This window comes from Rickettsia endosymbiont of Oedothorax gibbosus, assembly GCF_936269705.1.
Lineage (GTDB): Bacteria > Pseudomonadota > Alphaproteobacteria > Rickettsiales > Rickettsiaceae > Tisiphia.
In genome coordinates, this window is record NZ_OW370493.1 from 2,291,857 (window position 1) to 2,314,101 (window position 22,245).

The following is a 22,245-nucleotide window of genomic DNA, read 5'->3' on the forward strand; positions in this document are numbered from 1 at the left end:
AATATAAATACTGCAGGCACTCCTTTTTGACAATCCTTTTATCTATTACTATTTCATCTATATCTTATCCCGAACTGACGTAACTCAGACTAATTTTGTCAAGCCTTGCCTATACATTAGTAAAATATATACGTGATAAGTTTTTACAAGGTACTGAATTAGCTAAAGCCTTGGTAGGAACGGTGCGTTTAAAATTGTTCAAAATTGGAGCAGTAATTATTAGAAATACTAGGAGCATTAAATTCTTGTTGTCTTCATCTTATCCTTACCAACATATATGGGATAGTGTTATGAAAAAATTAGCTATAGAATAAGCTAATATGGTACTGTCCCCGGTACAATAAAAATGGGGGTAAGGGGGGATTCTATCTTAAATCAGGAAGAATTGCATATCTAGACATAACTTAAGTGAAAATTAACATATCCATGACCACTTATAAGCGATATTGCCATTTTATTTTTATAAATACCACCTTCATGCAATATCCAGGCTAATTCAGGTTATAAGAAGTATGTTTGAGTTTCAATTCAACAAAAAATAATTAGTAATGACCATTGATAATATTATTGTATTACTATATTTGATATCGATACTTGTTATTGGTATCTACTATAGATCTAGACTTAGAGGTTTTGCCAATTATGCTACCGTTCAAGACAAGATTAAAAATAGCAAGATATTATTAGTTGCAACTATTTTTACTTCATCGGTTGGCGGGGCTACTACTTTGGGTATTGCGGAAAAAGCTTTTTCTGGTGATTTATCGTATAGTTATGGACTGATACTCTCTCTGCCAGTTGATATACTAATAGCTATTTATCTTGTACCCCAAATAACTAAACATTATGGAGCAGAAAGTGTCGGCGATATAATGGCAAAATATTATGGAGAAACAGGACGTTTTATTGCCGGCATCACAACTATTATGGTATCTATAGGCTTTGTTGCTGCCCAAATTAGTGTTAGTGGATATATTTTTCAATATATTTTAAAAATTAACTACTTAGAAGGAACTTTATTAAGTTATGGGATTGTTATTATCTACACAACTATTGGTGGGTTACAATCAATTATGTTTACTAATTTACTACAATTCTTCGCGATGATAATTGCTTTGCCAATTATTGTAATATGTGGTCTTAATAAAATTGGTATTAGTGATTTTATCAACCAATTACCTATTGAAAAAGTATATTTTATCCATCATAATAATTTTGCCAGTGAGCTATTTATTAATACGATAACCGCTATGCTAGGATTTTATGTAATGAACTTATATCCTATTTTTATTCAAAGAGCTTTAATTAACAATAATGCCAAAAAGACTAGTAATGCTATATATATAAAATCAAGTATATATGCTGTATTTTTAATATTTATAACCTTAAATGGGTTAATCGCCTATAATCTTTACCCCGACTACTCTTCTAATTTAGCATTGCCACACCTAATTGATCAAATAGTTCCTTCAGGGTTACAAGGCTTTGTGATAATTGGCTTACTTGCATCAGTCATGTCTACTGCTGATTCTGATTTAAATGTTACCTCAATAGCTCTAGTGAAAGACTTGTTGAACCCTATTTTTAAAATACAGAATCAAAAAAAATTATTGCTAATTACTAGAATTACTAATGTTGTAATCGGAAGTTTTGCCATAATCATTGCTTTAAAATTTGATAATGTAATTGATCTAGTAGTGTTTATCACCGGGTCTTGGGGACCAATAATATTAGTTCCTCTAATATTTGCCTTTTTCAACATCACTATAACACAAAGAATGATGATTCTATGCGGATTAAGTGGAGCCTCCTCTTTCTTCATTTGGACATATTTTTTTGCTAGTAATTTTCGACTAAAGGGTGTCTTTATTGGTACTATGTGTAGTTTGTTAGTTTTTTGCATAGGGTTACTTAGAAAAAGGCTAGGTTATGTTACAAAATTCTAAACTTATAGGTAGTGATTTAATAAAATATCACCTCGAGAATGCACCCAGCCTGCCTGGAGTTTATAAAATGCTGAAAGCTGATCGGCAAGTTATCTATGTGGGCAAAGCTAAGAATCTAAAAAAACGTCTTACTAACTATATTAAAACCGATCTTGATAATAAAACAATATTAATGATCTCTCTAACGCATTATTTAGAGTATAATGTTACTAATTCTGAGGTTGAAGCTTTATTGCTCGAAGCCCAGTTAATTAAAAAATTTCAACCTAAGTTTAATGTATTACTTAAGGATGATAAGTCTTTTCCTTATATTAAATTACGCTTAGATGTTGATTACCCGCAATTAATTAAATATAGAGGAAAGAACTTATCTGGTGGTGAGTTTTTTGGCCCATTTGTTTCCTCAGAGCAAGTCGATACTACCTTAAAAGAATTACAGAAAATTTTTAAATTACAATCTTGTAGTGATAATTATTTTAACAATCGCAAACGCCCTTGTTTGCAGTACCAAATTGGTCGATGTTCTGCCCCATGTGTTGAGAAAATTAGTAAAGAAAATTATAGTGAACTAGTATGCCAAGTAAAAAATTTCTTAAATGGTAAAACTAAAGAATTACAAAAAACTTTATCTCACAAAATGGAAGAATTAAGTATACAATTACGTTTTGAAGAAGCTGCCGAAATACGAGACCGAATAAAAGCACTAAGTTATATCCAACTAAAATCAACTTTATCTAGTAATTCTATTAAAAACGCTGATGTTATAGCTATTGTTGAAAAGAATAATTATTATTGTATTCAGCTATTTATATATAGATTTGGTCAGTCTTATGGGAATATAGCGTACTTTCCGTTTCATACGGACGGTAGTAATAAATCAGAAATATTGACACAATTTATAAATCAATTTTATCAAAATGCTCAAATTCCAAATGAGATAATTATAAACCATCCTATCATTGATCTAGAATTAGTAACCAAGGCTATTAAACAATTGAGTGGGAATAGCAAATTTAACATCAGACTATACTCGAATGATCTGGAGAATTGGAACGTAAAACAAGGGATGAGCGAGCGGAGCGTACATGCGAAGTTTTGCGGAGCCAATTCTTCAAAGCATTCGAGTATAAGATTATTAGAAAATGCTGAGTTTAATGCCCATTTATCACTTAATCAACATTTAAAACAATTTGCTAAAAATCAAATTATCTTTCAACAAATACAACAATTATTCGATCTGCCTACCATACCAGATAGAATTGAAGTTTATGATAATAGTCACATTATGGGAACATTTGCCGTAGGTAGCATGATTGTTGCTAACCAATCAGGTTTCGATAAAAAAGAATATAGAATTTTTAATATATCTATTCCCCAAGGGAATTCCCAGGGTGATGATTATGAGATGTTAAGAATCGTCTTAACAAGAAGATTTACTAGATTAAAAAAAGAACATCTAACAAATGAGCAGGCAAGTACCAACTTCTCATCAATTGACTATAAAACTTTAATGATTATCGATGGAGGCAAGGGGCATCTATCTGTAGTACAAAAAATAATGAAAGAATTTGATCTTAAAATTCCAGTTGTTTGTATGTCAAAAGGACCTGACAGAAATGCTGGATGCGAACAATTCCATATGCCTGATAAAGAGGCTTTTACAATTGATAAGAGTCTTCCGGTCATGAAATATTTACAGATTTTGCGGGATGAAGCCCATAATTTTGCTATAAAAAACCATAGGCTACGCCTTTCCAAAGCCATTAAAGTTTCTAGTCTAGATGACATAAGTTCAATTGGTGTCACCCGAAAGAAAGCCTTGTTACATTATTTTGGCTCATATAAAGCAATATGTGATGCCACTATTGATGAATTATCTAAAGTCAATGGTATAAGCCAAACCATTGCAAAAAACATTTTTACATCGTTACATAATAAATAATAGATTACTTATTGTTTATACAGAATAATGAAAATATAGTCAATTGATGAGAAATTGGTGACGTCGTTGCTCGTTGCTCCTAGCCCCCAACTTCCGCAGTTTTTATTAAGAGGAAGTCCTACAAGCCTTAGTTTGTAAGGGCTGTAGATTTTTAGGCACAACATTATTTGCTTATTTTAGATATATTTCTACAGCATCTGAGCGTTTAAGATTGAAGGTTTTATAAATCTTCCTCGCCTCATTTTTCATGTTGCTTGGTAGCCTATACAAATCTCCTGTTGTTGTATGCCTTAAAATTGAAGATTGTACTCCCATTAATAACTCAACTATATTAACCTCAGTTTGATGTAAGAGGAAGGTTGAGATTGTTTAATTTTCCAAAAGCTACAGAAATTTTATTAGGCTTAAAAACATAGGCAAGCAGTCCAGCTAATACGTTAGTTTGAAAATTCATAACAGATCTATGGCTTGTATGGTCTATATGACAAAGGTTTTTTAGTTGATCGTTAATGGTTTCAATAATATACCTTTTATTTAAAAACCGCTTTTTAATAGGATCTATTATTCTTTCTTTCATATTACTTTTAATTTTTGTTATTAGTTCTAAACCTTGATTAGCAAGGGATTGAGTGAGTTTTTTACTGATATACCCACGATCACCAAAAAGCCAGCCTTGTAATTTATCTACTAAATTTTCTACCACTGCTCTATCATCAACATTTCCTGGAGTTAAAGAAAAACTCATAATCTCTCCACAACTGTTAATGACAATATGTAGCTTACAACCAAAGAACCACCCAGTGGAAGTCTTACCTCTTTTTGCTATGTCTAAGGTGGTCCCCTTTGTCTAGACAAAAATTTAGATAAATAAGAGATATAATTCACAAAAATTAAATTGTTGTTTTTATACAATATTTTTTTCAAAATATACACATTCTGGAGTTTTATAATCCAAAGCTTGATGCATCCTTTGTCTATTATAAAAGTCCATATATTCGTTAATTGCTGTCTTTGCCTCCTTTACTGTTGTTAAAATAATCCGATAAATTTTTTCCTGTTTTAATGATCGCCAAAAACGTTCAATAAAAATATTATCTAAGGCTCGTCCCTTACCATCCATACTAATCAAGATATTATGTAGCTTTAGCATACTAATAAAATTCTCCGAGGTAAATTGTACTCCTTGATCAGTATTAAATATTTTTGGCATACCATATTTTTCTATAGCGTCTTCAAGGGCTGTTACACAAAATTCACTTTCCAAACTAATGGAGATTCGCCAACTTAGAATATAACGACTATACCAGTCAATAATAGCTACTAAATATACGAACCCTTGGCTCAGTCTTATATACGTTATATCTGCACTCCAAACCTGGTTTGGCAATACTATTTCTAATCCTTTTAGTAAATAAGGATATATTTTATGCACTTGATTCCTCTTGCTTAAATTTATTTTAGGATAAACAGCTTCAAGACCCATTATCTTGTAGTAACGTCTAACAGCTTTATGACCTACCGAAAAACCTTGGGCTTGTAAATATTTAGCCATCCGCCGCATACCATAATATGGATGCATAGTATAGGTCTCATCAATTATTGCCATAATCTTGATATCTTGTTCACTAATACCAGTAGGTTGATAGTAATAGGTTGACCTGCTAATATCCAATAACTTACACTGTTGTACAATTGTTAACTTATTATGATTAGGCTCTATCATATTACACCTAACCTTTAATTCCAAACAATGCAGATTTTTTTTTGAGCCAGTCACACTCAACGCTTAACTGACCAATTTGCTCATATAGATTCTTGATTAACCCCTGCTGATTTGGATCAGCACTCTGTGTTTTATTCTTAAAACCTTGTACTAACAACTCAAGACCTTGTTTTTTCCAGTTACTTATCTGTGTTGCATGAACACCATACTTACTGGTTATCTGGGCTATTGTTAGCTCTCCCTTAATTGCTTCTATGACAATTTTGGCTTTCTCCTCAGCACTATATTGCCTTACTTGTTTTTTCATCTCTAGCTCTCCTTGTTTGCTAAAGAATTCTATCTCATTTTTCTTATTTTTCTGTCCAAAATATTGGAACCATTATAATTCCTGCTAACCTTCTGCACTCGACCCTTAGGGACTTTGCAAGTTGTAACCATTCTGCAGGAATATTTATGAGCTTTGGTTAGCAGAATCGTACCACATTCCATCGTTTTTGAACCAATTGATGGCATGAAATTTTCAACTGATATCCAATCCTCATTCTTAGCTAATTTTAAATCTTTTCCTTGTCGTACCCGACACACCCAACTCCACCCTTGTTTTTCTATTTCCTTAAACCATTCAATATGAAAGCCAGCGTCCATAATCACAATAACCCTTTTTCCATCAGGTATTATACTCTTTAATTTATTTAGAAATTCTACCGTTCTGCCCTTTAATTCACCTTCTTCAAACACATCTTGATACAAAGGTAAACTCATCCCTCTTGTACAAAATTGAGCACTTAGCATTTGTACCATGCGATCATCTTTAAGATAACATAAATCAATCACAACACTGTCATCATTAGAATGCTTGATAAACTCAAATATGAAATATGATAAAGCACTATAGAGATTATCAACCTCGTTATATAAATGTTTGTTACCTATACATCTATCAACTTTTTTTATTTTATGTTTTACTTTACTATCACCACTCAAGTTCCTGCCAATTGCACTCAAAGACAAATTCTGACTATATCGCAAACCTTCTGCAACATCAAGTAACGCATTTAAACGATTATTATGTATAAAAGGACAATGTTCTTTTATTACTTCATTTAATACTGTTTTTACATCCATAACCTACTATCTCCATCATCATTAAATAATGAAGATATTCTATCAATTCTTGCTATTTTGCAACAATTTCGTGGGGATACATCAGCTCACAATGACGTCTTTAGCATTAATAGTTACAATTTTAATTAAATATAACTCGTATTAAATAGTCAACTAGATTTTATGTTAATTTAATAAAAATATGATTTTTTAAATATCAATTAAAATTAGAGGAAAAAAGCTTATGAATACTAAAATTTTAAGAGTACAACCCAATAACGGGGATAGTAACTTTGCAAAAGTACAAATTTCACCCTATACTCCTTGCAATGACGCAGTTTGTATGAATAAATACTAATCAGGTTAGCTATATATGTTGATATTAATAGAATAATTTGCTATATATAGGCAAAATCCAAGCTATAGTAAAAGTGATTGAATTAGGTACTATCCTTATTCCTAGGCTCTGTGAACAAAATTTTAATTGTTTAGATTTTGAGTATTTTTAAGCGAAAATTAATAAGATTTTTGCCGGAATAGTTAGTTCTATTTCAAAAAAATCTTATAATTTGCAGCTAAAAAGAGTCGAAATCTAGTAATTTAAATTTTGTTCACAGAGCCTAGGAGGCTACCTACAATAACTAAAGTAATTATATTAATGCGGTCGTGGCGAAATTGGTAGACGCGCAGCCTTGAGGGGGCTGTTCTTAACAGAGTGGAAGTTCAAGTCTTCTCGACCGCACCAATTATAGTCAATTCATAGGCGAGCGACGACATCGCCAACTTCTCATCAATTGACTATAACCCAGTTGCCATTGCCCGTCAATTGCAGAAGGCGTAAGCCGACAAAAATTTGTGCTAACGAGGAGTTATGCAGAATCTACCAAAAAATATGTTACCGATCCATCAAAACCAATTTGATGCAACATTTGAACAAATTAATAATCTTCTGAATAATGATGAGGTTGGTAAAGCCGTGAAGATTATGGCTAATCTCCATTATGCAGATCTTGCAGATTTTCTAGATAATATAAATCAGAAAACATATAAAATAATTCTTCCGTTATTACAGGATACACTAAAACCTGAGACTTTAGTGCAGCTTAGTGTAAGTAGAAAACCCTTAATAATCCAAAATTTGGGTATAGAAAAAACTGTACATTTAATTAATCAACTTGCTATAGAAGACGCTGTTGAAGTTATAGAAGATCTTGATGATATAACCAAAGAAATGATCTTAGATAACCTCAAAGTAGAAAAAAGACAACAAATTATCGAAGGGTGTACTTACCCAGAAAACACTGTTGGTAGAGTAATTGAAAGACATTTTGTATCATTTCAGGAAGATTGGACAGTAGCTAGAGCTATAGATTTTATTAGAGAGCAACATATAGCCCAAGATTTTCACGCTGCTATTGTGATAGATAGTAAATATCGCCCTATAGGTAGTATACTCCTAAGCACTTTACTTAAGCATAAGGGGGATGAATTAGTAAAAGATCTGATGAATCCTGAGTTTAAAATTACCGATCTCTTTACCAACTTAAGTGAATTAAGCTTTATTTTTAAACAATATGCTTTAACAATTGTACCAGTGGTCAATAAAAGCGGCAAGCTAATAGGTACCATTTCAATAGACAATATGCTCTATATCATTGAACAGCAAACAGAAAAAGATATAATGTCACTTGGGGGCGTCCATACCCAAGATACATTCTACAACCTATTTTATACTGTAAGACATAGATTTCTTTGGTTATTTCTCCATCTAATTACCGCCTGTATGACATCGATAATCATTAACCAATTCAGTATGACCATTGCTAAATTTATAGCACTAGCAGCTATCATGCCTATTGTTGCTTCTATGGGGGGAAATGCTGGAACCCAAGCCATGACTGTAACAGTTAGAGCCCTTGCCAACAAAGATATTCACCATAGTAACGTACTGAAAGTAATCCTTAAGGAAATAGTTGTATGTGGATTTAACGGTTCTATATTAGCATTAGTTGGGGCGTTGTTAATCTTAGTAATGCTTTCTGATCCACAGATTAGCTTAATTTTTTCCGTAGCTGTTATTCTAACTTTCTTAATTGCTGGTCTTTTTGGCTCGACAATACCAATTACTCTACATTATTTAAATATTGATCCTGCAACTGGTTCAGGTGTATTTCTGACCACCATAACCGATTCATTTGCATTCTTTACCTTCTTAACTTTAGCTTATACCTTTTTGGTATAGAATCACGTTATTAATTTTAAAAAGTCTGTTGTATATGAGTGCAAGAAGTGCGATAATATAGTAATAATTAAAATAGTTATTTAATTTTATGAAATTAATAAAGCTTTTCTTCCTTATTATATGTTCTTTTTTGATAGTTGGTTGTGATAACAAGCCTCAGGAAAAGAATTTAATAGTTGCGACTTCCGCAGATAATCCCCCTTACGAATTTATTCAAAATGGGCAAATAGTGGGACTTGACATTGATATTATTAATGCTATAGGAGAAAAATTAGAGAAGAAAGTTATAATTAAAAATTTTGATTTTAATGGCTTACTTGCATCCTTAGCTAGTGAAAATGTTGATATAGTAATTGCTGGATTAACAGTGACTGAAGAACGTAAGAAACACATTAGCTTTTCAGCCCCTTATGTAACAACTAACGTGTCAGTATTATATAGAACAGCAGATGATTTGAAAAATGTTGGAGATTTGGATAATAAAATTGTTGGTGTGCAACTTGGTACAACATGGGCGGTGATAGTTCAGGATTTAGCCAAGCAGTTTAATATTAGAACAAATTATTTGTCAAATAATTTAATGCTAGTCGAAGAATTGAAATCGAAAGTTGTAGATGTGGTAGTATTAGAGGAATCGCAATCTAAGAAATTTATTGAGAATAATCCTGATCTTGCTAGTTTTTGTTTAACAGAATTCTCATCTGAACTTGCTATCGCTATGCCAAAAGATTCTAAACTTGTTGAAAATATTGATAAAGTTATTAGTGAATTAAAAAAAGATGGTACAATTAGTCGCATTACTAAAAAATGGCTGCAATAGTGGATTCGGAACAATTTAAACAAGCTCTTAGCACTTTGCCTACGGGCGTTACTATTATCACCACTTTATACAATAACAAGCTATTTGGTTTTACGGCAGATTCTTTTACCTCGGTTTCCTTGTTACCGCCATTGGTATTGTTTTGTATTGATAAAAAATCCTTTAGTATGAGTGCTTTTACTGGTAGTGAGTATTTTGCTGTTAGTATTCTAGCTGAAAATCAAGAGAATATTTCTAGACATTTTTCTAAGTTTAATACTGATAAATTTGCTGGTATTTCATATAATTTAGGACAAATTACTAATTGCCCTTTGATTGAAGGAGCAGTTTGCCATATTGAGTGCAACAAGTTTAGTCAATATGAAGTGGGGGATCATGTTATATTGGTTGGTAAAGTGATAAGTACTATGGTAAAAAGTAATTTAAAACCATTGGTGCATTGTTTAAGGCAATATAGAGAGTTAAAATGATTTCTATAGGTATTTGTGGTGCTACCGGTAAAATGGGGCAGATGATAATTCAAAAAATGCATGGATTAAATAGCTGTATGCTTTCTGCCACATTTTCTAGAAAAAATAGCATAAGGGATTTTGCTGAATTTTGTCAAAATTCTGAGGTGATTATTGACTTTTCTAGTAGCGAGATATTGGACAAACTTCTTGATTATGCCATTACGTACAACAACAAATTAGTTATTGGTACTACTGGTTTGGCTAACTATCAACTTGATAGTTTACATGAATTTTCCAAAAAATTGGCAATATTCTATTCAGCTAATATGAGTTTAGGGGCAAATCTACTAACGATGCTAGCGAAAAAGGCAGCAGAAATTCTAGATAATACTTACGATATAGAGATTTTAGATTGTCACCATCGTATGAAAAAAGACGCTCCGTCTGGTACGGCGATAATGTTAGGTAAGGCTGTGGCAAAAGTTAGAAATTTAGATTTTAATCAATGTGCGATCTTTCATCGTACTGTAAAAGGACAAAGACAGGCTGGTGAAATTGGCATTACTTCTATTAGAGGTGGGCATTTGCATGGAGAACACGAAGTATTATTTTTAGGAGATAACCAAACCATTACTCTGAAACATCATGGGTCAAGAGAGTCCTTTGCTGATAGTGCAATTCAGGCGGCAATCTGGATATCTGATAAACCACCTGCTCTTTATTCAATGAGCGATATGTTGCCATCTCTTCAAAAGTTTTAATTACTAGGCTCTGTGAACAAAATTTAAATTACTAGATTTCGACTCTTTTTAGCTGCAAATTATAAGATTTTTTTGAAATAGAACTAACTATTCCGGCAAAAATTTTATTAATTTTCGCTTAAAAATACTCAAAATCTAAACAATTAAAATTTTGTTCACAGAGCCTAGCAAATATTTGGAATATATCTATAATATTTATAATGTACATATTGACATATACTCCTATTAGGAGTATTATATACATAATATTTGATGATAAATTATAGGAGTCACGATGTCTCGTAGATGTGAGCTTAGTGGAGTTGGTGTTTTACACGGTAATAAAGTGTCACACTCGCAAAGAAAAACTAGAAGACGCTTTGAGCCGAATCTTAGAGTGGTAAGGTTTGCTAGTGAGCTTACTGGGCAAGAATACAAGCTTTCAGTAAATGCCAAATGTCTACGTTCTGTCGAGAAGGTAGGTGGTTTTGATGAGTATATGCTTAAAATATCAAGTGATATACTTTCGGACAAAGCACAAGTGATTAAAAAAAAGATAGCTGAGAAAAAAGTTGGTGCTGCATTATGAAAGCTGGAATACATCCGAAATATAAAAAGTTCAAAATTATCATTAGTAATGATGTTTTTGAGACAAATTCCGGTGGTCATGCAGAAGAGATTTTGATGGATGTTGATTACAGGAAACATCCAGCATGGACTAAAGAATCTGGAAATATTGTTAACCAATCTAACAAAAATGTTAGTGACTTTAACAAGAAATTTGCTGGGCTTAATTTTGGCAAGAAGGTTTAATCAAGTTTTGCTTGTTTGGGAAATTTTTTGCTAACATGCAGGGTAATAACGCTTTGGGTTTTTAGGCTGTATTTTACCATATAACTTTTAAATTGCCCTAGGAGGTTGCCTGCGATAGCTAATTATATTTTGAGCTATTTTTTGGCAAGAATATAGTCAATTCAGGAGAATTTGGGGCTAGGAGCGATGGAGCGACGATGTCACCAACTTCTTATCAATTGACTATGCATATTATCGTGGGGTGGAGCAGTCTGGTAGCTCGTCAGGCTCATAACCTGAAGGTCGTTGGTTCAAATCCAACCCCCGCAACCAACCACAACAATATTGTTGTCTTTAACTAAACATTATCCACAAATATCTTATCAAAAAAGACTTAGCAATGTCTGTTATAGTTCATACAATTTTTGTAGAGATGAGCGAAGAATAGAAAAAAGTTCTCTTTTTGAGGTACTAATAATATGCATATTACCCGATGATCAAGTTTTTTGAATAGCTTAAGTGTCACCCCTGCGAAGGTAGGGGTCTAGATTCCGCACCGAAGCAGGAATGATGGTATGGACGAGTGAAGCGAAATATGCTTTACTGGTACGGAGTCAGCTGAAAAATAGTTTTCAGCTGCTCCAAATTAAATAATAATTTAATTAATAGGTCCATACCATGATAAATAATAGCATAAAAAATACTATAATAGGAATAGATTTAGCAAAAAATAGTATGCACTTGGTGCAAGTCGATCAAAATGGCAAAAAAATAGGTTATCAAAAAGTTACAAGAGATGAGTTAATAGCCTATTTAAGCAATCTCGATAAAAGTTCATTGCTAGCTATGGAAGCATGTGGAGGAGCTAATTATTGGTCACAGGAAATTGCTAAGCTTGGTTTGCAAGTCAAACCAATGAAAACAAAAGATGTAAAAGTTTATGCTACATCGAAACAGAAAAATGATTATAACGATGCGTTAGCAATATGCAAAGCGGCTCGTGATCCAGAATTAAAAACTGTGCTGCCAAAAAGCAAAGAGGAACAAGATATAAAATTTTTGCATAAAATTAGAAGTAATACGATCAGAGATCGTGTGCAAAAAACTAATTCTACAATATCAAGTTTATGTGAATATGGCTATAATACAAAATTAAGTAAAAATAAATTTTGCAAATCATGTAGGCTGGAGGTAGAGTTAGCGTATAGTAAAGGTTATATAAATTCTGGGATACGGTCAATTTTACTTTTAGAATGTAAAGAAATTGAGGATTTATGTGACAAAGAGAAAACTTTAGAAAAGCTGATTATCAGCAATAATAAGCAAAGTGAGAAAGCTACTAGGTTGCAGACAATTTTTGGCATTGGAGCAATCAATGCTAGTTGTTTGAGTGTAGCCCCAATGGAAAGTTATCCAACCCCGAGGGATTTTGCTGCTTCGCTTGGTTTGGTACCAAAGCAACATAGCTCAGGAGATAAGATAGTTTTAGGAGGGATTACCAAACAGGGAGATAGATATGCCAGAACTATGTTGATTCAAGCCGCAAGGACAATAGCAATAAGAGCAAAAAGTGGTAAGGAATCGAAAGATAAACTAGTGCAGTGGGCAGTGAAGAAATTTGCTGAAAATAAATCATATAATATTATATGTGTTGGTTTAGCAAATAAGTTAGCAAGGATTGCTTATGCAGTAGTCACCAATGGTAGCGAATATGTTGCAAATTAGTTTAGTTGAGAAAAAAGAAGAAACTATGTCAACTAAATAAAAATTGGTAATTGATAAATATTGCGAGTAAAGAATAGTAACAATAAAGAGAACGAAAGTTAAAGAGTTAATGAATAAGTATTCTGAATAAAATCCGTAATTATGTCGAGGCTCTAGAAGCCGTGGGAATGAGAGGTCACTCAAGGATATTTATAAGAATGCAGAAACCATTATGGCACTCGATGCCGAATATATGACCGCTTCCTTTGTGGCTCTATTTTTTTATTTTCTTTGTTGACAAATTCACTCGTCCATATATGACAAATTTTGCGTTTAAAGATAGATGTTGTGACTCGGATATATTCAAATTTCCTTCAAACAACCTACTATAGTCAATTGATGAGAAGTTGGGGACGTCGTCACTCGTCGCTCGCCTATTACTTATAGGCGTCGCTCCATTGCTTCTAGCCCCAAATTCTCCTGAATTGACTATATTTATAAGCTATGCAAAAAACTTGATTATCGAGTTATAGGGTATGGCGTAAGAGTACTAACTTTTGCCACTCATCTTCATCAATAATTTTAATCCCCAGCTCTTTAGCTTTCTTGAGTTTACTACCAGCATCGCTACCTGCCACTACTAAATCAGTGGTAGACGAAACGCTACTGGCTACTTTAGCTCCTAATTTTTCTGCCTGAGATTTGGCTTCTGCTCTTGAGAGAGTTAGTAAGGAACCAGTAAATACCACAATTTTGCCAGATAATGCAGTTTTAGTTGCTTGTTGATTATGATCTTGAATATTTAGAATTTTACTCAGTTGCTGAATAATTTGTAAATTTTCCCGACTTCAGTGTTGTTGTGCCAAAAAATGGCTGACGCCGGGGTTAGTTGCAACATAAAAATGTCTGAATTATGGTTTTTGGTTCTAGTGTTTGGATAATAAGTTTGGTACCATTTGGTTTAATAATGTGACAAGTATAGTGATTTTGTTTGGGGGCAGCTACAGGATCGGTATCTATAGAATATAATAGTTGAAATGGGAGAAAATTAATATTTTGTTGTAGAGCTTGATTTGAAGTTGAGACAGGAGAAGTTTTGAGGGTAGGCTCATGGGCTTTTTTAATTGAACTGATTGTTGCTTTATTAATATTAAGATGTTTAGCTATCTCTTGGTAAGAATAATGATGGAGTAATTGGTAAACTAATTCCTTTAGATGGTTTGGTATAGGATCAAACTTATTAGTTTTAGTTTGACGCCAGGCTTTAAATTGCTGAGCTACTTGCTCAATAGTAGGCTCTGTACAAATAAGTGTGTAAATTTTTCAAAGGTTATATAAAAATATAATATAACAAAAGGAGAAATTATAATGCGTCACAAACAAAATGAAGCAATGAATCAAGCAATAGATTTATTAATAAATAATGATACAGATATATCAACTTTATTTAAAGAGGATGGTTTATTAAAACAATTAACCAAAAGGCTTGTAGAGAAGGCATTGCAGTCAGAGATGAATAATCACTTAGGATATGATAAATATTGTCATACTGATAGCAATAATGTTCGTAATGGTAGTAAAGTAAAGAATCTAGTAACAAATAATGGAGTTGTAGAGATTGAGGTTCCAAGGGATAGAAGTAGTACATTTGAACCTGCATTAATTCCGAAGCGTCAAAGACGTATTGAAGGATTTGATGATAAAATAATATCGTTATACGCTAAAGGAATGAGCTTATCTGATATTAAGATTCAAATGCAAGAATTGTATGGAGCTGACGTTAGCGAAAGTTTGATAAGTCAAATTACTGATGATGTAATTGAGGATGTCAAGATATGGCAAAGCCGACCATTGGATCGAGTATATGCTATAGTATTTTTTGACTGTTTAGTAGTAAAAGTACGTCAAGATAAACGAATTATCAATAAGTCTGTATATGTAGCATTAGGTATTGATTTATCTGGAAGGAAGGATATTTTAGGATTGTGGAACAGTGAAAATGAAGGAGCTAAATTTTGGCTTGGTAATTTTACTGAGATGAAGAACAGAGGTATGCAAGACATGCTTATTGCTTGCAGTGATAATTTAACCGGTATGTCTGAGGCAATAGAAGCAGTTTTTCCGAAAACCGAACATCAATTATGTATTGTACATCAGATTAGAAATAGTTTAAAATATGTATCATATAAAGACCGAAAAGAATTAGCGGCTGATTTAAAGCCTATATATACTGCTAGCACAGAGGAAGAAGCACATCTTGCTTTAGAATCTTTTGAAGCTAAATGGAGTAAACAGTATCCACAAATTGCTAAATCTTGGTATGTTCATTGGGAAAATTTAATGGTTTTTCTAGAATACCCTGAGGCGATAAGGAAAGTAATATACACAACTAATAGTATAGAATCTGTCAATAGCCAATTACGTAAGGTTACTAAGAATAAACGGGTTTTTCCAAATGATAATGCCGTTTTTAAGACCTTATATTTGGCAATTGATTATATGACCAAGAAATGGGTTATGCCGATTCCGAACTGGAACGCAGCTATGGCTCACTTTTTGATAAAATTTGAAGGTAGAATTTAAGCCCTATGAAAAATTTACACACTTAATTAGAAAGGCTCCAATAGTAATTGATGGTATTTGCATAGTATGGAATCCAAATGTATAAAAAATTCATACTAGCAAAAACATTAGATAAAGTTATGCAGTTTTGCTGCAGGTATACGATAAATTGGTCTAATCTTAATATCGTGTTTACTAATTCGAAATGTTTCTTCAATTTGCCACAATCCTTTATAACGAGACAATATATACGCTACATCAACATTTTCTAGGTTACTAATAACTCCATGCAAACCGTCCCATTTGCTATCTTCCTCTATCTTTTGCTCGTTTACTGTAAACTTATCATTATTATTAACCTCAGTTTGATGTAAGAGGAAGGTTGAGATTGTTTAATTTTCCAAAAGCTACAGAAATTTTATTAGGCTTAAAAACATAGGCAAGCAGTCCAGCTAATACGTTAGTTTGAAAATTCATAACAGATCTGTGCCTTGTATGGTCTATATGACAAAGGTTTTTTAGTTGATCGTTAATGGTTTCAATAATATACCTTTTATTTAAAAACCGCTTTTTAATAGGATCTATTATTCTTTCTTTCATATTACTTTTAATTTTTGTTATTAGTTCTAAACCTTGATTAGCAAGGGATTGAGTGAGTTTTTTACTGATATACCCACGATCACCAAAAAGCCAGCCTTGTAATTTATCTACTAAATTTTCCACCACTGCTCTATCATCAACATTTCCTGGAGTTAAAGAAAAACTCATAATCTCTCCGCAACTGTTAATGACAATATGTAGCTTACAACCAAAGAACCACCCAGTGGAAGTCTTACCTCTTTTTGCTATGTCTTTGAATACTTTATGTCTATTAATTCTTAAATTATGGCAAGCAGGAAGTTTAGTAGAGTCGATATAATATTGACCAGTTTGTTTTCCTGATAGGCTTTTTAGCAGTAACACCATGGGCATGAAGCTCATTGGCATTAACTGAACAAAACGACTATAGCTCACAAGTTTTGGAAATTCCTTTCTATAACTTTGACATAGGCAGCATAAATAAAAATCTTTAAAGGTACGGTAGTGACTCAAGTGAAACATTACTATAATACGTCAATTCGGGATAAGGATATTGTGAACATGTAGATTAAAATCAAATTTTGTTGAAGGTTTATTTTTCTTTAATGAGTAAGCAACAAGAGTAGATAATATATGGACAAAGGCATTTATTGGTGATCTATGTCTAGTATGTTCAAGGTTCATTTTATTTTTTAGATAATCAAAAACTGTTTCAATTAAGTTACGCTTTCGAAGTAAGATTTTTTCTTTCAAATCCATTAATTTATTTTCCATATTCTTCTTAATTCCATGAATCATTTTTAAGCCTCTTTCATATAAATTTAAGAACAAATTTTGCTTAATATAACCTTTATCAGCTGCTATAATTCCAGTTAATCTTTTTGTTAACTCCGGTACTGGAACCCTATCATCTACATTGCCTTTGGTCACTTTTAATGCCATAAACTCCCCTTTATTATTGATTATTACATGTAATTTAAAACCATAAAAATACCCCATAGAGGATTTACTATGTTTGGCTAATCCTTTAAAAACTTTATTGCTATAACGCCTTTTATTGTGACAAGCTTTAATCGTTGTAGAGTCAATAAAATAAATACCTGTTTCCTCACCAAACAACAAATGAATCAACATATTTAGCGGTATGAATAATCGTGCCATTAATTCAACAAATCTATTATAACTCAAGGCTTTGGGAAAATCATCCTTATGCATGCACTCTATATAACTTTTATAGAAAAATTTAAAATTCTTAGCATAGGATGTATGAAACATAATTATTATTGTTAACATTTCACTTAGACTCATGCTACAACAGCGATTTCTTTGCTTATTTGATGGTAATAACTTTCTCTGTTCATACTCCAAATAAATTTTACAAAAATCATCTATAAAACTATATAATTCTGTGATATCTTTTTTCATGCCTGTAGTTTGTTTTTTTGTTTAAAAATATAAATACTGCAGGCACTCCTTTTTGACAATCCTTTTATCTATTACTATTTCATCTATATCTTATCCCGAACTGACGTAATTCAATAAACTGGTAATCTAGTTTTTTCTTATCTTGTACCAAACAGAATTTTGATCCAATTCTGTTAAAAAGATTTCACCTGGTAATTACGAATTAAAGAAAATTTAACTATCGGCAGATCGGAAGATGAATTAGTTACCAATTATTAAAATTCACAGTAATATTTTCATTTATATATTCAAAATTACTACCCAAAACATATAGTGTGACTTATAATCTATAATTATCTCTTGTTCTCTCAATAATAACTATCTGAAGTTGGTTATTATTGAATTTGCAATCTAGTAATCAACCTGGAATAACGAATGAAAGAATATATAAGACATGATGAAGGAACATTTCAATCACTAACAAAGGAACAAAAAGAAGCTGTAAAATTACTCTCAATTGGCACATTCTTAGAATACTTTGATCTAATGCTCTATGTTCACATGGCAGTACTTTTAAATGAATTATTTTTTCCCAAAGCTGATCCCCATACTGCAGCAATTTACTCTGCTTTTGTTTTTTGTTCTACATATCTATTAAGACCATGCGGAGCTTTAATTTTTGGTTATATAGGTGATATTATAGGAAGAAGAACAACTGTTGTTATTACAACTTTTATGATGGCTGGTTCTTGTTTTGTTATGGCTATTACCCCAACTTATGCTGAAAAAGGACTCATAGCCACTGTACTGGTTATAGTATGTCGTGTTCTTCAGGGTATATCCTCTATGGGGGAAATAGTTGGAGCTCAACTTTATTTACTTGAAATGACAAAACCACCCATACAATACCCTATTGTCTTAATGACTTCTGTCTTTGCTAATTTAGGAGGTATGATCGCTTTAGCTATTGCTTCTCTAGTAACATCTTTTGGATTTAATTGGCGTATTGCATTTTGGATAGGAACTATAGTGGCAATTATCGGTGCAGTTGCTAGAACTGCATTGCGAGAAACTCCTGAATTTGCTGATGCCAAAAGACGTCTAAAAAGAAATATTAAATTAATATATGGAAATTGTGATATATTAAAACATAACCCTATATATAATGAAAAAATTAATTGGAAAATTATACTATTCTTATTGTTAATATCTTGTGGATGGCCAATGTGTTTTTATTTCACATATATTTATTGTGGCAATATCTTAAAAACCTCTTTCAATTTTACATCAGAACAAGTAATTCACCAAAATTTTATCGTTTCAATAGTAAATTTTTGTACTTATCTGATACTTACATATCTAAGTTATACCAATTGCAATAATTAACGCAGTGGTATAAAATGGGTTTTTAACTGATAAAGGTACTCAAATGGCTAGGTTAATATTACCACAAGGTTTTCATGGTCATGATTTTATAAAAATGATGAAACATGAGCCGCATGGTCGAAATCGTATACGTTTATTGGCGATGTATCACCTTCAATTAGGCAAATCTTTAAAAGCCATATCTGAAATAGTGAAGTCACACTGGAAAACTGTGCAATCATGGCTCAGAAGATTTAGGAATCATGGTTTTGAAGGATTATTTGAATCACAAAGAAGCGGCGCCCCTAGGAAGATTAACACTATACAAGAGTCTGCTCTTTTTGATAAAATCAATACGCTCAGTGAAAGTAAAACTGGTGGGTATATAACTGGAAAGGAGCTACATATCATGTTACTTGAGGAATATGGTGCTAAATGCGCTTTAAAAACAGTCTACAATACTATGCACCGCCTTGGTTTTAGCTGGATTACTTCTCGTTCAATGCATCCAAAGTCAAATCAAGAGACTCAAAATACATATAAAAAAACTTCCCAGACATGTTAACAAAATTATTACCAAAAAATATCGATAGATGTAAAGTTGATATATGGTCTCAGGATGAAACTCGAGTTGGGCAACAAGGTAGCTTAATACCAATTGCAATAATTAACACGGTGTGTTTATCCAGTCTCTATACATAATTGATTTTACTAAATCTACATTATGAGCAAATTGATTCCAAGCGTAACAAGCCATAGTGACGATATCTTCATATACACCATAACATTGGTTAGACAAGAAATGATTTTTGATCCATTCCCAAACTTGTTCCATTGCATTAAGTTCCGGTGCATAGGGCGGAAGCGGTATCAAAGTGATATTGCTTGGCACAGTTAGTTTTTTGGCTGTGTGCCAACCTGCATTATCCGTTAGTAAAGCTATATGTCGGTTGCCTTGAATACTGCGAGAAAGCTCTTCTAAGAATTTATTCATTGCCTGTGTGTTTGCATATGGTAAAATTAATGCAAAAGCTTCTCCTGTATCATGGCAAGCAGCTCCATAAATATATGTTGAAATGAATTGCTGTTGCCGAACTTTACGGGGTCTAGTGCCACGCTTAGCCCATATACGAGTTAAGCTACCTTGTTGCCCAACTCGAGTTTCATCCTGAGACCATATATCAACTTTACATCTATCGATATTTTTTGGTAATAATTTTGTTAACATGTCTGGGAAGTTTTTTTATATGTATTTTGAGTCTCTTGATTTGACTTTGGATGCATTGAACGAGAAGTAATCCAGCTAAAACCAAGGCGGTGCATAGTATTGTAGACTGTTTTTAAAGCGCATTTAGCACCATATTCCTCAAGTAACATGATATGTAGCTCCTTTCCAGTTATATACCCACCAGTTTTACTTTCACTGAGCGTATTGATTTTATCAAAAAGAGCAGACTCTTGTATAGTGTTAATCTTCCTAGGGGCGCCGCTTCTTTGTGATTCAAATAATCCTTCAAAACCATGATTCCTAAATCTTCTGAGCCATGATTGCACAGTTTTCCAGTGTGACTTCACTATTTCAGATATGGCTTTTAAAGATTTGCCTAATTGAAGGTGATACATCGCCAATAAACGTATACGATTTCGACCATGCGGCTCATGTTTCATCATTTTTATAAAATCATGACCATGAAAACCTTGTGGTAATATTAACCTAGCCATTTGAGTACCTTTATCAGTTAAAAACCCATTTTACACCACTGCGTTAATTATTGCAATTGGTATAACTCGTATATGGGCTAAGCGTGGCACTAGACCCCGTAAAGTTCGGCAACAGCAATTCATTTCAACATATATTTATGGAGCTGCTTGCCATGATACAGGAGAAGCTTTTGCATTAATTTTACCATATGCAAACACACAGGCAATGAATAAATTCTTAGAAGAGCTTTCTCGCAGTATTCAAGGCAACCGACATATAGCTTTACTAACGGATAATGCAGGTTGGCACACAGCCAAAAAACTAACTGTGCCAAGCAATATCACTTTGATACCGCTTCCGCCCTATGCACCGGAACTTAATGCAATGGAACAAGTTTGGGAATGGATCAAAAATCATTTCTTGTCTAACCAATGTTATGGTGTATATGAAGATATCGTCACTATGGCTTGTTACGCTTGGAATCAATTTGCTCATAATGTAGATTTAGTAAAATCAATTATGTATAGAGACTGGATAAACACACCGTGTTAATTATTGCAATTGGTATTATATCATATATCCACTAAAAATTCTTAAAATAAAATTAGTCGCATTCTTTATTTTCACTCTTGCTTGCCCTGTTTTACTTAATAATGTCACTACCTCTTTTCATGTATTCTTAATTCAATCTTTTGTTATGATATTCTTTCTTAGTGCTAATCCAGCTATGCCAATTTTTCTAAAATATTTCCCTGTCTTTAAACGCTTCAGAGCTGCAAGCATAGTATTTGCTTTATCTACTACTTTAATGAATATTACTATCTCATTTGGACTTGTTTATTTAACAGAATATTTTAAACATTGGGGATTACAAATTATGTTATTTCCAATAACTATAGCCTTTGCTCTTGGACTATATTATTTTGAAAAATTAGAAAAAACTAACCAAAACATCTAACTAACCCGAGTTGCCAATTAATTATACTGGCAAAAGCTATATTTAAAGCTGATTCCATGTGAGGCTCGATACTAAAACATTTTCAATACAAACATATTTCTAAAAAATATAGTTTTTATTGAGTGTTTTAATGTTGCAAATTAACCTCAAAAGCTCATAAAACCTAGCTCTGATCTTATAAATTAATTGGCAACTCGGGTTAACTAAACT

20 protein-coding genes, 2 tRNA genes and 5 pseudogenes are annotated in these 22,245 nt (G+C 32.6%); 18 read left to right on the plus strand and 9 right to left on the minus strand.

Annotated elements, in window-relative coordinates:
- Positions 1-95: 95 nt before the first annotated feature.
- From NBW66_RS12595 to uvrC, 3 genes are all read left to right on the plus strand, one after another.
- On the plus strand, positions 96-314 hold the full coding sequence (locus tag NBW66_RS12595) for a transposase (protein ID WP_250311192.1): 219 nt from the start codon (positions 96-98) through the stop codon (positions 312-314).
- A 234-nt stretch (positions 315-548) separates the two neighbouring features.
- Positions 549-1,946 carry a sodium:solute symporter family protein gene (locus NBW66_RS12600; protein WP_250311193.1) on the plus strand — a complete coding sequence of 466 codons (1,398 nt, stop codon included), beginning with the start codon at positions 549-551 and terminating at the stop codon, positions 1,944-1,946.
- A complete protein-coding gene (gene uvrC, locus NBW66_RS12605) occupies positions 1,930-3,888 on the plus strand; it encodes an excinuclease ABC subunit UvrC (protein WP_250311194.1) in 1,959 nt (652 codons plus the stop codon). Before NBW66_RS12600 ends, uvrC begins: the two co-directional genes overlap by 17 nt.
- A gap of 337 nt (positions 3,889-4,225) precedes the next feature.
- On the opposite strand, the pseudogene NBW66_RS12610 reads toward uvrC, so the two are convergent.
- The 3 genes and pseudogenes from NBW66_RS12610 to NBW66_RS12625 form a co-directional block, all read right to left on the minus strand.
- Positions 4,226-4,717: pseudogene (locus NBW66_RS12610) on the minus strand (IS982 family transposase); the annotation flags it as partial.
- 75 nt (positions 4,718-4,792) lie between these two features.
- Positions 4,793-5,918 (minus strand): annotated as a pseudogene (locus tag NBW66_RS12615) (IS3 family transposase).
- Positions 5,919-5,947: 29 nt separating this feature from the next.
- Positions 5,948-6,736: a transposase gene (locus NBW66_RS12625; protein ID WP_250311196.1), complete on the minus strand. Its 789-nt coding sequence runs from the start codon at positions 6,734-6,736 to the stop codon at positions 5,948-5,950.
- Positions 6,737-7,375: 639 nt separating this feature from the next.
- On the opposite strand from NBW66_RS12625, the gene NBW66_RS12630 reads away from it, so the two are divergent.
- The 9 genes from NBW66_RS12630 (at position 7,376) to NBW66_RS12670 (ending at position 13,486) form a co-directional block, all read left to right on the plus strand.
- A tRNA-Leu gene (locus tag NBW66_RS12630) sits at positions 7,376-7,460 on the plus strand.
- Positions 7,461-7,586: 126 nt separating this feature from the next.
- Positions 7,587-8,957: a magnesium transporter gene (gene mgtE, locus NBW66_RS12635; RefSeq protein ID WP_250311197.1), complete on the plus strand. Its 1,371-nt coding sequence runs from the start codon at positions 7,587-7,589 to the stop codon at positions 8,955-8,957.
- An 88-nt stretch (positions 8,958-9,045) separates the two neighbouring features.
- Entirely contained in the window at positions 9,046-9,777 is a 732-nt protein-coding gene (locus tag NBW66_RS12640; protein WP_250311198.1) for an ABC transporter substrate-binding protein, read from the plus strand.
- Complete coding sequence (locus tag NBW66_RS12645; protein WP_250311199.1) at positions 9,765-10,247, plus strand: flavin reductase family protein; 483 nt, start codon at positions 9,765-9,767, stop codon at positions 10,245-10,247. The genes NBW66_RS12640 and NBW66_RS12645 overlap by 13 nt, the downstream gene beginning before the upstream one ends.
- The gene (dapB, locus tag NBW66_RS12650) at positions 10,244-10,990 is read left to right on the plus strand and encodes a 4-hydroxy-tetrahydrodipicolinate reductase (RefSeq protein ID WP_250311200.1); all 747 of its coding nucleotides are present in this window, start codon (positions 10,244-10,246) and stop codon (positions 10,988-10,990) included. The genes NBW66_RS12645 and dapB overlap by 4 nt, the downstream gene beginning before the upstream one ends.
- A gap of 274 nt (positions 10,991-11,264) precedes the next feature.
- Positions 11,265-11,558, plus strand: coding sequence for a 50S ribosomal protein L28 (rpmB, locus tag NBW66_RS12655; protein ID WP_094648653.1), 294 nt, complete (start codon positions 11,265-11,267; stop codon positions 11,556-11,558).
- A complete protein-coding gene (rpmE, locus tag NBW66_RS12660) occupies positions 11,555-11,782 on the plus strand; it encodes a 50S ribosomal protein L31 (RefSeq protein WP_094648654.1) in 228 nt (75 codons plus the stop codon). Before rpmB ends, rpmE begins: the two co-directional genes overlap by 4 nt.
- Before the next feature lie 235 nt (positions 11,783-12,017).
- Positions 12,018-12,094, plus strand: a tRNA-Met gene (locus tag NBW66_RS12665).
- A 345-nt stretch (positions 12,095-12,439) separates the two neighbouring features.
- Positions 12,440-13,486: an IS110 family RNA-guided transposase gene (locus NBW66_RS12670; RefSeq protein WP_250311201.1), complete on the plus strand. Its 1,047-nt coding sequence runs from the start codon at positions 12,440-12,442 to the stop codon at positions 13,484-13,486.
- A gap of 506 nt (positions 13,487-13,992) precedes the next feature.
- Here NBW66_RS12670 and NBW66_RS12675 read toward each other — a convergent pair.
- A pseudogene (locus NBW66_RS12675) lies at positions 13,993-14,310 on the minus strand (BRCT domain-containing protein); the annotation flags it as partial.
- 523 nt (positions 14,311-14,833) lie between these two features.
- On the opposite strand from NBW66_RS12675, the gene NBW66_RS12680 reads away from it, so the two are divergent.
- Positions 14,834-16,048 carry an IS256 family transposase gene (locus tag NBW66_RS12680; protein WP_250310568.1) on the plus strand — a complete coding sequence of 405 codons (1,215 nt, stop codon included), beginning with the start codon at positions 14,834-14,836 and terminating at the stop codon, positions 16,046-16,048.
- A gap of 143 nt (positions 16,049-16,191) precedes the next feature.
- Here the strand turns inward: NBW66_RS12680 and NBW66_RS15360 are convergent.
- From NBW66_RS15360 to NBW66_RS12690, 3 genes and pseudogenes are all read right to left on the minus strand, one after another.
- Positions 16,192-16,386: pseudogene (locus tag NBW66_RS15360) on the minus strand (IS1634 family transposase); the annotation flags it as partial.
- Position 16,387: 1 nt separating this feature from the next.
- Positions 16,388-17,137, minus strand: a pseudogene (locus NBW66_RS12685) (IS982 family transposase); the annotation flags it as partial.
- 3 nt (positions 17,138-17,140) lie between these two features.
- The gene (locus NBW66_RS12690) at positions 17,141-18,031 is read right to left on the minus strand and encodes an IS982 family transposase (RefSeq protein WP_250310582.1); all 891 of its coding nucleotides are present in this window, start codon (positions 18,029-18,031) and stop codon (positions 17,141-17,143) included.
- Between the two features lie 414 nt (positions 18,032-18,445).
- Here NBW66_RS12690 and NBW66_RS12695 point away from each other — a divergent pair, with 414 nt between their 5' ends.
- Genes NBW66_RS12695 through NBW66_RS12705 form a run of 3 tightly spaced genes read left to right on the plus strand, consistent with a single transcriptional unit; the run spans position 18,446 to position 20,077 of the window.
- Positions 18,446-19,396, plus strand: coding sequence for an MFS transporter (locus NBW66_RS12695; RefSeq protein WP_250311203.1), 951 nt, complete (start codon positions 18,446-18,448; stop codon positions 19,394-19,396).
- A 43-nt stretch (positions 19,397-19,439) separates the two neighbouring features.
- Positions 19,440-19,940, plus strand: coding sequence for a helix-turn-helix domain-containing protein (locus tag NBW66_RS12700; protein WP_250310542.1), 501 nt, complete (start codon positions 19,440-19,442; stop codon positions 19,938-19,940).
- Complete coding sequence (locus NBW66_RS12705) at positions 19,934-20,077, plus strand: hypothetical protein (protein ID WP_250311204.1); 144 nt, start codon at positions 19,934-19,936, stop codon at positions 20,075-20,077. The genes NBW66_RS12700 and NBW66_RS12705 overlap by 7 nt, the downstream gene beginning before the upstream one ends.
- Here NBW66_RS12705 and NBW66_RS12710 read toward each other — a convergent pair.
- A complete protein-coding gene (locus NBW66_RS12710) occupies positions 20,043-20,603 on the minus strand; it encodes an IS630 family transposase (protein WP_250310543.1) in 561 nt (186 codons plus the stop codon). The genes NBW66_RS12705 and NBW66_RS12710 overlap by 35 nt on opposite strands.
- A complete protein-coding gene (locus NBW66_RS12715) occupies positions 20,597-21,097 on the minus strand; it encodes a helix-turn-helix domain-containing protein (protein WP_250310542.1) in 501 nt (166 codons plus the stop codon). Before NBW66_RS12715 ends, NBW66_RS12710 begins: the two co-directional genes overlap by 7 nt.
- Positions 21,098-21,167: 70 nt before the next feature.
- Between NBW66_RS12715 and NBW66_RS12720 the strand changes: the two genes are divergently transcribed.
- Both NBW66_RS12720 and NBW66_RS12725 read left to right on the plus strand, forming a co-directional pair.
- Positions 21,168-21,629, plus strand: coding sequence for an IS630 family transposase (locus tag NBW66_RS12720; protein WP_250312256.1), 462 nt, complete (start codon positions 21,168-21,170; stop codon positions 21,627-21,629).
- Positions 21,630-21,885: 256 nt separating this feature from the next.
- Positions 21,886-22,035, plus strand: coding sequence for a proline/betaine transporter (locus tag NBW66_RS12725; protein WP_250311205.1), 150 nt, complete (start codon positions 21,886-21,888; stop codon positions 22,033-22,035).
- Positions 22,036-22,245: the final 210 nt, after the last annotated feature.

Excerpts from the sequence above, each read along its gene's own strand:
- rpmB (WP_094648653.1), top strand. The coding sequence starts at position 11,265 with ATGTCTCGTAGATGTGAGCTTAGTGGAGTTGGTGTTTTACACGGTAAT.
- NBW66_RS12690 (WP_250310582.1), bottom strand. The coding sequence starts at position 18,031 with ATGAAAAAAGATATCACAGAATTATATAGTTTTATAGATGATTTTTGT.
- NBW66_RS12625 (WP_250311196.1), bottom strand. The coding sequence starts at position 6,736 with ATGGATGTAAAAACAGTATTAAATGAAGTAATAAAAGAACATTGTCCT.
- NBW66_RS12725 (WP_250311205.1), top strand. The coding sequence starts at position 21,886 with ATGAATATTACTATCTCATTTGGACTTGTTTATTTAACAGAATATTTT.
- NBW66_RS12600 (WP_250311193.1), top strand. The coding sequence starts at position 549 with ATGACCATTGATAATATTATTGTATTACTATATTTGATATCGATACTT.
- NBW66_RS12700 (WP_250310542.1), top strand. The coding sequence starts at position 19,440 with ATGGCTAGGTTAATATTACCACAAGGTTTTCATGGTCATGATTTTATA.
- NBW66_RS12705 (WP_250311204.1), top strand. The coding sequence starts at position 19,934 with ATGTTAACAAAATTATTACCAAAAAATATCGATAGATGTAAAGTTGAT.
- mgtE (WP_250311197.1), top strand. The coding sequence starts at position 7,587 with ATGCAGAATCTACCAAAAAATATGTTACCGATCCATCAAAACCAATTT.
- rpmE (WP_094648654.1), top strand. The coding sequence starts at position 11,555 with ATGAAAGCTGGAATACATCCGAAATATAAAAAGTTCAAAATTATCATT.
- NBW66_RS12715 (WP_250310542.1), bottom strand. The coding sequence starts at position 21,097 with ATGGCTAGGTTAATATTACCACAAGGTTTTCATGGTCATGATTTTATA.
- NBW66_RS12645 (WP_250311199.1), top strand. The coding sequence starts at position 9,765 with ATGGCTGCAATAGTGGATTCGGAACAATTTAAACAAGCTCTTAGCACT.
- NBW66_RS12695 (WP_250311203.1), top strand. The coding sequence starts at position 18,446 with ATGAAAGAATATATAAGACATGATGAAGGAACATTTCAATCACTAACA.
- NBW66_RS12670 (WP_250311201.1), top strand. The coding sequence starts at position 12,440 with ATGATAAATAATAGCATAAAAAATACTATAATAGGAATAGATTTAGCA.
- NBW66_RS12680 (WP_250310568.1), top strand. The coding sequence starts at position 14,834 with ATGCGTCACAAACAAAATGAAGCAATGAATCAAGCAATAGATTTATTA.
- NBW66_RS12640 (WP_250311198.1), top strand. The coding sequence starts at position 9,046 with ATGAAATTAATAAAGCTTTTCTTCCTTATTATATGTTCTTTTTTGATA.
- dapB (WP_250311200.1), top strand. The coding sequence starts at position 10,244 with ATGATTTCTATAGGTATTTGTGGTGCTACCGGTAAAATGGGGCAGATG.
- uvrC (WP_250311194.1), top strand. The coding sequence starts at position 1,930 with ATGTTACAAAATTCTAAACTTATAGGTAGTGATTTAATAAAATATCAC.
- NBW66_RS12710 (WP_250310543.1), bottom strand. The coding sequence starts at position 20,603 with ATGTTAACAAAATTATTACCAAAAAATATCGATAGATGTAAAGTTGAT.